Below are 11,165 nucleotides of genomic sequence, written 5' to 3' on the forward strand. Positions count from 1 at the left end.
CGGTGTACGGTCAATATTTGTCACTTAAAAATATTTTTGTAAAGAAAATATTTGTCGGTTAAAAAAGAAATCCGTAGGCTGACGCCGATCAGCAAGACAGGACATCAGCACCATGAGCGGGCTCAGAGAACGGCAAAAGGAACAGCGCAGAGAAGTCATCGCGCAGGCAGCGCTTGAGCTGTTCATCAGCAACGGCTTCGGCGCGACCACGCTGGAGCAGATCGCTAATCAGGCCGGGGTGTCCGCGCCGACGGTGGTCAATTATTTCGGTGGCAAACAGGAGATTCTGCTGGCCTTGCTCAAACAGCCGGACGAGCAGGCGATGCGCGATGCTCGGGCCAATCTCGACGACGACAGTGATCCGCTGGAGGCGTTGTGCGAGTTCGAAGGCCTGATGACCGACTACCAACTGCAAGCAATGCCGGCCTCGCTGTGGCGTGAATTGGCGCCGTTTCTGCTCACCGGTGAACTGGCTCAGGCCTTGAGCCCGTGGAATGCGGCGGTGATCGAAGAAACCAAGGCGCTGCTCGGGCATTTTCAGGCGCAGGGCAAGGTGCGGGCGACGGTCGATCTCGATGTGGCGGCGACGTTGTTCAACCAGTACGCGAATATGGCGTTTATTCGGCTGGCCACCCAGGAAGTGCCGGACCGGCCTGCGCATGCCTCGCACATGCGCGGGGTGTTGCAGCTGTTGTGTCACGGCATGCTGGAGGGGTGAGCCGGGGGCACTGGCCTTGAGGCCTCATGACTTGCTTTGTCCAGGCACCGGCTCTTTATTGGCCTGGTCAATTAACCGTCCGCCGCTGCTTGCGCTGCGTCACCTGCGAATCGCCGCGTACGACTTGCCCAGATCACTGGCCCAACCATCCAGCACGCCTTTGACGTCATCGGCGGTCAGCACCTGTTTGTCGTTTTCCAGGGGCAGCCCGATGCCCTTGCGCACGACTTCGGCGACCACTTCGCCGGTGGAGCCGTCTTCGAACGAGACTTCGGTGGTGATTTCACTGTCCTGGTCACGGATGCCGCTGGCGGTGCTCACGCCGGCGGCAACCAGGGTCACCGGGAGCCACTCATAAAAGCGCAGGCCCTGGGTGCTGGCGGCGACGCGGGTGATCGCCGGTCTGACGGTCAGGGTGTTCGGGCCGGGTTGCGATACCAGGCGCATGACCTTGCCCAGTTCCAGCCTGAGGGCGGCGTCGTAGTAGTCGGTGACGCCGGACAATGTGCTCAGCGGGATCCGCTCGGTCGGTGCAGCGCTGGGGTAGAACTGGCTGGGCGCCAGATAGGCCTGAGTGTAACGCCCCCGCGCCAGCGCCGGGCTGACCCAACCCAGCACCGTCTGCCCAGATGGCGACTGGCGCTCGCTGAGCACGCTGTAATCGTGCAGGAATCCGGTGTACTTCTGCGGTTCGACGGTTTTGCTGCTGCAGGCCGACAGGCTCAGGGACGCCGTACACAGCACCGACATCAAGCAATGGCTTCTGATCATGCGAATCCTCGTTTTGCGCTTTTGCTCCGCGTCGTTCAAGCGCGGGCAGTGATTGGGGAAGAGAGCGGCGGGGTGTTGTCCGAGCATTCGATGTGCAACTGGCCGTGGCTCATGATCCATTGGATGAGGTCGGCGGTCGGAATCGAATGCACGTACTCCACCCATTGCGAATCGCCGGGGCGGTACTGCTCGAAATAGCGGCGCAGGACGATACGGCTTTGGTCATCTGACAGGCCCAGGCAGAACTCCTGGAACAACAGCGGCGTACCCTGCTCAGGCGCGCTGGTGCGCTGGCTGAGAATCAACGGATAGCGGGCGTCGTGGCCCTCGGCGGTATAACGGTTGTGCAATGCGCTCATTGAAAGCCCCCCGGTTGTCGATGGCGTGCAGGGTGCCTGAGGGTTTTTGCCGCAGAATGTCCGCTTGATGTCCGGGACGACGGAATATTGCTCGATTGAAATATATGACCCGCCCGCCAGAATAGTTTTAGATGCGTTCTTTTTTGGCCTGAGGATCCTGTGCCCGTGAGCAGACTGCTGATCGTCGACGATGACGTGGAAATTCTCGCCCTGCTGAAGAAGTTCTTCGTCCAGCACGCCTACGAGGTCGATGTCGCCGCCGACGGCGCAGCGATGTGGGCGGCGATTGCCCAGCAGCGTCCGGACACGATCATTCTCGACCTGATGCTGCCTGGCGAAGGTGGGCTGAGCCTGTGCCAGAAAGTGCGGGCGCAGATGGGCATTCCGATCATCATGCTGACCGCCATGGGCGAGTTGAGCGACCGGATTGTCGGCCTCGAACTGGGCGCCGATGACTACGTCACCAAACCGTTCGCCCCGCGTGAATTGCTGGCGCGCCTGCGTGCCGTGCAGCGTCGCGCCGGTGAGCAGGTCAGTCCTGCGAGTGAACCGTCGCGGCCGGTGATCGCCTTCGCCGGTTGGCATCTGGATATCACTTGTCGCGAGCTGCGCTCCCCGGAAAACGTGATGATTCCGCTGTCCGGTGGCGAGTTCGATCTGCTGGTGGTGTTTCTCGAACACCCGCAGCGCATTCTTACCCGCGAACAACTGATCGACCTGTCTCGCGGTCAGGGCCACGACGCCTTTGATCGCAGCATCGACGTGCAGGTCAGCCGTCTGCGGCGCAAGATCGAGCCGGACAGCAAACGCCCTGACCTGATCCGCACCGTGCGCAACGGCGGTTATATGTTCACCGCCAAGGTCACGCGTTCATGATCCGTCGATTCCTGCGCCGTGATCCGCTGAGTCGACGGATCGCGCTGACCATCGTCGCGGCCATGCTCGCTTCGCTGGCGCTCAATTTTTTGTTCGTGGAGGTTGCCGGAACCTGGGCGCGACCACCGATTGAACGCACCGGGCTGCTGGAGCAGATCGCGGCCACCGTCAAGGTGATCGAGGCTGCACCGGCGCCTTTACGCCCGAAACTGGCGCACGCGGCAACCGGCCCGACGCAGGAGGTGACGTGGAGTGCGCAACGCGACGAACTCGGATTGCCAGCGGGAGGTACGCAGCTCGTCGCCAACAAGACGTCGGGGTTGCATCAGTTGTTGGGCGATGAGCGAGACATTCGGGTGTTCAATCCCGCTGACTGGCCAAGCGACAGCCCGTTGGGCCGCTATGCGGCACTGATTCAACTGCCGGATTCCAGCTGGTTGCTGTTCTCTTCGCCCGAACGTTCCTGGGGCCTGGACATCGGCACGCGCATCGCAATCATCATCGCCCTCGGCCTGATCGCCACCGTGCTGGTGGCCTGGCTGGCTACGCAGCAACTGGCCAAACCGCTGCAACGTTTTGCCAGCGCCGCCCGGCGTTTTGGCGGCGATCTGCGTGCGCCGCCGATCAAAGTCGAAGGCCCGGACGAGATCCGCCAGGCAATCATCGCTTTCAACACCATGCAGGCGCAGATTCAGCACTACATCAGCGAACGCACGCACATGCTCGCGTCGATTTCCCACGACTTGCGCGCACCGCTGACCCGTATGCGCCTGCGCAGCGAGTTCATGGAGGACTTTGATCATCAGGGCAAACTGATCCGCGACATCGAAGAAATGCAGTCGATGATCAACGCGGCACTGGCGTTCTTTCGGGAAGACACTCAGCCGGAGCAAAGCACCGCGTTCGACCTCTCGGAATTGCTGCAGACGATCATCGACGACTACCGCGACCAGAACATCGCCATTGATTTCCACGGCCCGGCGCATCTGGTCTACGAGGGCCGGCCGCTGGGGATCAAACGGGTGATCGTCAATCTGCTGGAAAACGCCGAAAAGTACGCGCAGCAGCCGGCTATCGCTCTGAGCAGCGACGGTTACAGCGTGTGCATCGACGTCAGTGACAATGGGCCGGGAATTCCCGAAGCGTCGTTGCAGCGGGTGTTCGACCCGTTTTTTCGCCTGGAAACCTCGCGCAACCGGGAAACCGGTGGTGTCGGGCTCGGGCTGTCGGCGGCGCGGGCGATTGTGCGCGAGCAGGGCGGCGAACTGACGTTGAGCAATCGCAGCGGCGGTGGTTTGCTCGCTCGGGTTGAGCTGCCGCTGTAGCACCTCAAGCCTGAGGTACGAAACATCCAGCTGTTACGGCGACCCTGATAACGGGTGAAAAACGCTTTGCTGCTTGTCGCTATGAAAATTGTTCTGTAGATTTTCATGAAATTATAAGAAATAAATTTCATGAGGCGCCGAATGTTTCAGCAATCCCAGCAGCATGTCGCCAGCTATTACGCCCACAGTTGCGCCGATATTCTCAGCACACGGCCGGCGCTGGAAGGTGCGCACGACACCGAAGTCGTGATCATCGGCGCCGGTTTCAGTGGGCTGCACACCGCGTTGCGCCTGGCCCTGGCCGGCAAGCGCGTCACCGTGCTCGAAGCCAGTCGCGTGGCGTGGGCCGCCTCGGGGCGCAATGGCGGGCAAGCGATTCTGGGCTGGTCGTGCGACATGCCGCCGCTGGAAGCCGCGCTTGGATATGAGCGCGCCCGGCGCCTGTGGGACGGCATGCGTTGGGCCGCACAGGAGCTGCGTGAATTGCCCGGGCGGCATGGGTTCGATTGCGACTATCGCCCCGGCCATTTGTGGACTTCGGTGATGCCGCGTCGAGTCCGCCTGCTGACTGAGTGGCAACACGAGGCCAGCCACAAATGGGGCCACGACGGTCTGCAGTTCATCCCCCGTGAAGACCTGCCGCAATGGGTCGCCAGCGAACGCTATCAGGCCGGCCTCTTTGACGCCGAAGGCGCGCACCTCAATCCGCTGAAACTTGCGCTGGGGCTGGCCGCCGCCATCGAGCGCGCTGGCGGGCGTATTCATGAGCAAAGCACAGCGTTGAGTTATCAGCAGGAGGGCAACGGTTTCCGGGTCAATACCGAGCGCGGTTCGGTGAAGGCCGACGTGCTGGTGCTGGCCTGCAACGCCTATCTCGATCAGCTTGATCCGCAACTCTCCAGCTGCATCCTGCCGGTCGGCACTTATCAAGTCGCCACCGCGCCACTCACACCGGAGCAAGCCACCGCGCTGCTGCCGAGCAACGTCTGCGTGACTGACAACCAGTTCGTCCTCGATTACTTCCGTCGCACGCCGGACAACCGCTTGTTGTTTGGGGGTGGTTGCACCTATCTGGGGGGCATGCCCAAGGACATTGCGGCGGCGACCCGGCCGTTTCTTGAACGGGTGTTTCCGCAGCTCAAAGGTGTCGAGGTGGAATTCGCTTGGGGCGGGCATATCGATCTGACCATGAACCGTACGCCGGATGTCGGCGGCGCGGGCAATTGTTATTGGCTTCAGGGTTATTCGGGGCACGGCGTGCTGCCGACGCTGGCCGCCGCGCGTGCGGTGTCCGATGCGATTCTCGGCAAGGATGATGAATTGGCGTTGTATCAGGGCCTGAGCAATGGTCGTTTCCCCGGCGGCAAGCACTTCGCAGCACCGCTGGAGGCCATCGGTAAGGCCTGGTATCGGCTGCGCGACAGCATTTGATGAGATTTTGACCATGAACAAGCAAGAAGAAATCGCTGCGCTGGCGATCCTGATCCACGACCTGCGCAAGCATAAGAAATACACCCTCAAGGATCTGGCCGACAAGATCGGTCGTTCGGTGGGTTTTCTCTCCCAGGTCGAGCGCGGCCTGTCGCGCCCGACCGTGGCCGACCTCACCGCGATCAGCGAAACCCTCGGCGTGCCGACCACCTATTTCTACAGCCTACCCAAGCCCAAGGAGTTGCCGTGGGTCACCCGTCCTGACGAACGCCGCACGCTGTATTACGCCAACGGCATCACCGACATTCTGGTGTCGCCGCAGATGCGCGCCTCGTTCTCCATGCTCGAAAGTCATCTGGAACCGGGCGCGAGCAGTGGTGACCGGCACATGAGCGACAGCTCGGAGCAGGGCGGTTACGTGCTCGAAGGCGAACTGACTTTGTGGCTGGGCAACGACGACGAGCCGGTGACCTTAAAGGCCGGCGACAGCTTTCAATTCGACAGTCATACCCATTGCCGTTACGGCAACCTCACCGGGCAGCTCACCCGCGTGCTTTGGGTCTACACCTGATAACAACAAAGGATGAACACGATGGACGCTGTCTGCTCTGACCTGCTCGCCGAAGTGCGCGCGTTTCGCCAACGCTACCCCGAAGTGCGTTATGTCGACCTGATTTCCCTGGACATTCCGGGGCATTTTTACGGCAAGCGCTATCCGGTGGACATGCTCGAAAAAGTCGCGGCGGGCAGCGCACTGAAGCTGCCGCAGAACTGCGTGTTGCTCGGCGTGCAGGGCGGTCTGTTCAAGATTGGCGATTACTGCTTCAACGACGGCGACCCAGACGCCGTGCGCCGCTTGGTGCCCGGCACTTTGAAGCCCGTGACATGGGAAGCGCAGCCGCTGGGGCAGATGCTGATTACCTCCGACGGCACCGCCAAACCGATCGAATTCGAACCCCGCGAAGTGCTGGCGAAGGTACTGGATCGATTGGCGGGCAAAGGCATTCACCCTGTGGTGGCCTTCGAACTGGAGTTCTATCTGTTCGATAAAAAACTTCGCGACGGCCTGCCGCAATTCCCCCGCGACGAACTGACCGACGATGCCGATGATCAGCCGAACATGCACATCGAACGCCTGTCGCGTTTCGCTCCGGTGCTCGACGAAATGGTTGAAGCAACGCGAGCCCAGGGTATCGACGCTACTGTGATTACCGCCGAGCTGGGCCCGGGGCAATTCGAGATCAATTTCGGCCATCTGGACGACGGCTTGCGCGCTGCGGACTGGGCGGCGCTGTTCTGTCGCAGCACCCGTGGAGTTGCGCTCAAGCACGGCTACCGCGCCAGTTTCATGGCCAAGCCGTACGTGGAGCATCCGGGCAGCGGCATGCATGTGCATGTCAGCCTATATGACGCGGCCGGCAACAACCTGCTGGCCGCTAATCACCAGCAAGCACTGCGCCATGCGGTGGCCGGCTGCCTGGATCTGCTGCCGCACAGCATGCCGATCTTCGCCCCGAACCAGAACGCCATGCGCCGCCTGAGCGGCACGGTAAACACCGCGACCAAGGCGAGCTGGGGTTACGAAGATCGCGACGCCTGCCTGCGCATCCCCGAATCGGACACGAAAAACCTGCGCATCGAATACCGTCTGGCCGGCGCCGACGCCAACCCGTATCTGGTGCTGGCGGCAATCCTGGTGGGCCTGGAGCATGGTCTGGGAACCGGCAAGGAACCGATCCCGCCGCTCAACGATGACCGCAACAGCGGTATCGATTTCCCCACTGAAATCCTTGACGCCGTGCGGGCTCTGCAACACCAGCCGCAACTGCGTGCGGGTCTCGGCGACGAGTTCGTGGACGTGTATTGCGAGAACAAACGTCAGGATCACCTGGCGTTCATGCAGGAGATCAGTGCGCGGGAGTATCGCTGGTATTTGTGATTGCTGGTTCAGCAACCCCACTTGAGTCAGGTGCGGGGGCCGCGATGACCGGATGGAATTCAGTACCGGTGAATTCCATCCGGTTATCAAAATTGATGATCGAGCCACGAGGGATTTTGAAAACCGGACGTGAAGATGGCGAAAGAACGGCTTGAATGACGTCTGGAGAAAATCCAACGCCATCCCTTGAAATGTCTGCGCTGAGTTGGAAATAGTTGACTTTGGCTGGCAGCTATCGGCCAGAAGCGGTCGTTCCCAAGCGGCGGCTTTCGACCCATAGTTGTCGATCAGACACACTTCGACTAGGTGAAACATTTTTCTAGAACCACTTGATTTGAGACCGCTGGAATGTATCCCATCGTTGGATGCGAAGTCTTCAGCTAGGTGCGGTTAAGCTTGGAAGTCCCAGATTCTGAGGGTTTTCAACGCCCCCAAGCAGTTCGGCTTGAGGTATAGTCAGCGTTGCCAGTCAATCCAGCACTTGACTTGTCGCCGGTTCAAGTTGCTCGCTCCGCTCGCTGGACGAGCAAAAGCTTACTTCTTAACTAAACCTTATATTTACTGAGCAGGAAAAAAGGATATTCAGATGCCAACAACTACATGCAGCAATGAAGAGTGCGGCCAAGATATAGAATTTGACCTGTCCGCCTTGGACGTTGAAAACTCAGAATCATCTGGAAGTCATACCACGCAGTACTCCGGCTCCGGAACTATTGAGTGCCAAAATTGCGAATCAGAAACTGAGGTTAGTTGTGTTTGGGATGTGTTGGATGATACAGGTGAAGTACTGAGCATTGATATGCTTTAAGTTGGGCGTGGACGACATCAGAGTTCAGCCCCCTCAGTCGGCCACAAATCTAGACGGATAGGAAGAAAAGGGGACTGATTTATTTTCTGAGAAATACACCAGCCCCCCTTTTCTGATTTTTTCAATTACCCTGGAAGGGCCAGCCTCCGGTTTTTTCGTCCCTACACCGCGTTATTTGTCACCCTCTCGGGATATTGGTGCACTTATGAGCCCATTAAGTTTTACAGTCTGGTCTGGGCTCAGCAGCGGACTTTGGAAAAACTTTGTACCCAAAATTTCTATACCTCCGCGATTAGTATTGGCAAGCGCAATCTCATAATTGCGGAGCCCGGCTGAAAGCTGGAGTGAGTAATCTAAGGAAGCTTGGCCTTTCTTAGCCTCGCCACACTCTCCTTCGCTAGGCTGCATTCCAAATGCTTCAGTTGGTTTAAGGGTCCTGAACCAGCACCGAGCAATTGACCAATTAGCTCCATCTGGAGCAGTCATGCCAGGTGGATTTTTTTGAGCTGTCATGTGACAGGAGAGACAAGACGAGTTTGGGTTGTCGACTGGTCCGTTCATCCTGCCACCTCGACCGAAATTCCGTTTGAAATCGAATGTTGACAAAACGATCCCTTCTTTCGGTTTTTCCTGATTACTCGCCATTTCGTCAGTGAGGGCGTGGTCATTGCCCCACATCAGGCCGACGGGCCGCAACTTTTTCCAAGGGTCTGACCCAGGTTGTGTCCCATCGTAGAAGAACGTTCCAAATACCCAGCCTGATGCATCATTGGCACTACTATCGCGCACACCGATATCAACCTGAAGTAGCCGTAAAGTAGCTTCGATTCTTTTAGCTGGCACCCCATTTATATTGTCGGCCGGGCATTTATCATCATCCGGATTGGGATCCTCGATAATTCTAGCCTGAATTGTTGGCGCTCCTGAAAGAGAAGACAGATCTGTAGTATCTGCTTGTGTGTAAAGGAATTTCACTACCACGGTACCAGGAGGAAATGGCAATGCTGAATAGTCGGGCTCCTGTGAGGTTCCACTCACTATCGGTGCCCAGAAACGCCCCAATGTGTACCCTCCGACGGGGTTGTAGAATCCAACTGCCCAGTTTTGCCGGCACTTTGTATGAGTGGGTCCAAGCTCTTTTGGCTGTGACCGGCGCTCAGATGTAAGCCCGTTAATGTACTCGCGCCCCTTCCCGCCAGGCCCCATCCAAGGCGCGTGATACCACTTGCGCACAGGGTTTTTTTCCACCGCCCACCGGGATCTGTCCTGCCCCTCAAGCGCATATTGCAATACGGCCGCCATATAGAGCTCAGGGTTCAACTTAAAGGAAATTTTTTCCCAAGGGCGGGGTTCGGCCGCTGGCAATGCTCGAGGAAAATCAAAGCTTGGCTTAAAAACTGGCCCAACATAATTCGGCTCCGGAGCCTCCGCCTGGTCCAGATGACTGCTTTTAGTTGGCGATTCTGCTACTGCATGATACGAGTAGGAGTTAAGGCTGAGCATTACCAAAAGCATCGCATATCGACTCATCATCCATCCCTTCAGGTCGGCACTTTTAAAGAAAAATTGTGTGGAGCGATGGAACTTTATTCTTTAATTAAAGCTTGGATCACACACAACGCAAGTAGCCATCTAATATGAAGAGGCTTTGCTCATTACCATCTTCGGCTATAAAAAAATGGGGACGCAGTTACGCGCGTTCAACAAGAAACTTGCCCGGCCGTCGTGCTTTCGCATCCGCAATCGCATCGCATCGCATCACACCACGGGCGATTCAGTTGCTGTTGCGCCTCAGCCAATTGGGCGGTGCGAGAAAGTTGCTCAAGCACGGACTCGAGGCCGAACACAAAGTGGTTGGCGTCGACGGCGCATCAGTGCCGGTGCGGATCATTCGGCCAAAGACAAAGGCCAAAGGCGTGGTACTGGATTTTCATGGCGGCGGCTGGGTCATCGGCAATGCAGAGATGAACGACCACCTCAACATCGGCATGGTGAACGCCTGCGACGTGGCAGTGGTCTCCGTCGATTATCGGCTTGTGGTCTCGACGCCGATTGAAGGCGTGATGCAAGACTGCCTCACGGCGGCTCGCTGGCTGCTGAGCGATGACTGCCACGAGTTTGCGAACCTGCCCGTCATCGTCGTGGGCGAGTCGGCCGGCGGCCACCTCGCCGCCGCGACCCTGCTGCAACTCAAACAGTGGCCGGACTTGTTCAAACGGGTGAGCGGGGCGCTGCTGTACTACGGCGTCTACGACCTGACCGAAACCCCCAGCGTACGCAACGCCGGGCCCGATACCTTGCTGCTGGATGGGCCGGGATTGAGCGATGAAGAACACCGGCAGCCACCGTTGTCTCCGTTGTATGGCGACTTCACCGGGTTTCCGCCGGCGTTGATGTTTGCGGCGGAGTTGGATCCGCTCAGGGATGACACGCTTGAGTTGGCTGAGCGTTGGGGCAGGGCGGCGGAGGTTGAAGTGCATCTGCTGCCGGAAACGGCGCATGGGGTGATTCATTTTCCGCTGGGGTTGGCGGGGAGGGTGCATGGGTATAGTTGGGAGTGGGTTGCGGGGCGGGTTGGTGAGGGGTGAGTGTTCTGGAAGCGCCCGCATCTCGCTTGATGCCATGACCGCAAATCACTTATTTCTTTACCTGTATTCATGCTGAAGATATGTTGCTGGCAAAAGGATATTAAATATTCGAGTCTCAGGGAAAGGCGCTCCAAAGTGATCACTCGACTGGCTCACCCACCTGCATCCCTTCCCTGATCTTCGTGACTCTAGCAAACCAAGCTCGGCAATCGTTGTGTCCGATGAGTTGATCCCCTAGGTTCAAACTTTCGGCTGACTGCTCGCTAGACTTCCCTGCCATGCTTCTGGTGATGGTGTCAACGTGGGACAGTTTCTCCATAAGCATCTTTCCAGGCCGCAGACACGATCGA

General features: G+C 58.4%; 9 protein-coding genes and 1 pseudogene. 7 read left to right on the top strand and 3 right to left on the bottom strand.

Going from position 1 to position 11,165, the window contains the following annotated elements:
* Positions 1-112: 112 nt before the first annotated feature.
* Positions 113-718: a TetR/AcrR family transcriptional regulator gene (locus tag AC1RBR_RS12985; RefSeq protein WP_481395019.1), complete on the top strand. Its 606-nt coding sequence runs from the start codon at positions 113-115 to the stop codon at positions 716-718.
* Positions 719-817: 99 nt separating this feature from the next.
* Here the strand turns inward: AC1RBR_RS12985 and AC1RBR_RS12990 are convergent, their stop codons facing one another.
* On the bottom strand, positions 818-1,489 hold the full coding sequence (locus AC1RBR_RS12990) for a DUF3313 domain-containing protein (protein ID WP_492564780.1): 672 nt from the start codon (positions 1,487-1,489) through the stop codon (positions 818-820).
* A 35-nt stretch (positions 1,490-1,524) separates the two neighbouring features.
* The gene (locus tag AC1RBR_RS12995) at positions 1,525-1,848 is read right to left on the bottom strand and encodes a hypothetical protein (protein ID WP_492564781.1); all 324 of its coding nucleotides are present in this window, start codon (positions 1,846-1,848) and stop codon (positions 1,525-1,527) included.
* Between the two features lie 165 nt (positions 1,849-2,013).
* Between AC1RBR_RS12995 and AC1RBR_RS13000 the strand changes: the two genes are divergently transcribed.
* The 5 genes from AC1RBR_RS13000 to AC1RBR_RS13020 all read left to right on the top strand — a co-directional run bounded on the left by AC1RBR_RS13000 (position 2,014) and on the right by AC1RBR_RS13020 (position 7,419).
* Positions 2,014-2,724, top strand: a complete 711-nt coding sequence (locus AC1RBR_RS13000) for a response regulator (RefSeq protein WP_027614282.1) — start codon at positions 2,014-2,016, stop codon at positions 2,722-2,724.
* Positions 2,721-4,049 carry an ATP-binding protein gene (locus tag AC1RBR_RS13005; protein WP_492564783.1) on the top strand — a complete coding sequence of 443 codons (1,329 nt, stop codon included), beginning with the start codon at positions 2,721-2,723 and terminating at the stop codon, positions 4,047-4,049. The genes AC1RBR_RS13000 and AC1RBR_RS13005 overlap by 4 nt, the downstream gene beginning before the upstream one ends.
* Before the next feature lie 141 nt (positions 4,050-4,190).
* Positions 4,191-5,480: an NAD(P)/FAD-dependent oxidoreductase gene (locus tag AC1RBR_RS13010; RefSeq protein ID WP_492564785.1), complete on the top strand. Its 1,290-nt coding sequence runs from the start codon at positions 4,191-4,193 to the stop codon at positions 5,478-5,480.
* Between the two features lie 13 nt (positions 5,481-5,493).
* Positions 5,494-6,051, top strand: a complete 558-nt coding sequence (locus AC1RBR_RS13015; protein ID WP_492564786.1) for a helix-turn-helix domain-containing protein — start codon at positions 5,494-5,496, stop codon at positions 6,049-6,051.
* A 21-nt stretch (positions 6,052-6,072) separates the two neighbouring features.
* The gene (locus AC1RBR_RS13020) at positions 6,073-7,419 is read left to right on the top strand and encodes a glutamine synthetase family protein (RefSeq protein WP_492564788.1); all 1,347 of its coding nucleotides are present in this window, start codon (positions 6,073-6,075) and stop codon (positions 7,417-7,419) included.
* A 979-nt stretch (positions 7,420-8,398) separates the two neighbouring features.
* Here AC1RBR_RS13020 and AC1RBR_RS13025 read toward each other — a convergent pair.
* A complete protein-coding gene (locus AC1RBR_RS13025; RefSeq protein WP_247842374.1) occupies positions 8,399-9,757 on the bottom strand; it encodes a hypothetical protein in 1,359 nt (452 codons plus the stop codon).
* 148 nt (positions 9,758-9,905) lie between these two features.
* Here AC1RBR_RS13025 and AC1RBR_RS13030 point away from each other — a divergent pair.
* Positions 9,906-10,815, top strand: a pseudogene (locus AC1RBR_RS13030) (alpha/beta hydrolase).
* Positions 10,816-11,165: the final 350 nt, after the last annotated feature.

The organism is Pseudomonas sp. GW823-FHT01D03, assembly GCF_058798255.1.

Coding starts and splice junctions, on each gene's coding strand:
- AC1RBR_RS13015 (WP_492564786.1), top strand. CDS start 5,494: ATGAACAAGCAAGAAGAAATCGCTGCGCTGGCGATCCTGATCCACGAC.
- AC1RBR_RS13005 (WP_492564783.1), top strand. CDS start 2,721: ATGATCCGTCGATTCCTGCGCCGTGATCCGCTGAGTCGACGGATCGCG.
- AC1RBR_RS13020 (WP_492564788.1), top strand. CDS start 6,073: ATGGACGCTGTCTGCTCTGACCTGCTCGCCGAAGTGCGCGCGTTTCGC.
- AC1RBR_RS12995 (WP_492564781.1), bottom strand. CDS start 1,848: ATGAGCGCATTGCACAACCGTTATACCGCCGAGGGCCACGACGCCCGC.
- AC1RBR_RS13025 (WP_247842374.1), bottom strand. CDS start 9,757: ATGAGTCGATATGCGATGCTTTTGGTAATGCTCAGCCTTAACTCCTAC.
- AC1RBR_RS12990 (WP_492564780.1), bottom strand. CDS start 1,489: ATGATCAGAAGCCATTGCTTGATGTCGGTGCTGTGTACGGCGTCCCTG.
- AC1RBR_RS12985 (WP_481395019.1), top strand. CDS start 113: ATGAGCGGGCTCAGAGAACGGCAAAAGGAACAGCGCAGAGAAGTCATC.
- AC1RBR_RS13010 (WP_492564785.1), top strand. CDS start 4,191: ATGTTTCAGCAATCCCAGCAGCATGTCGCCAGCTATTACGCCCACAGT.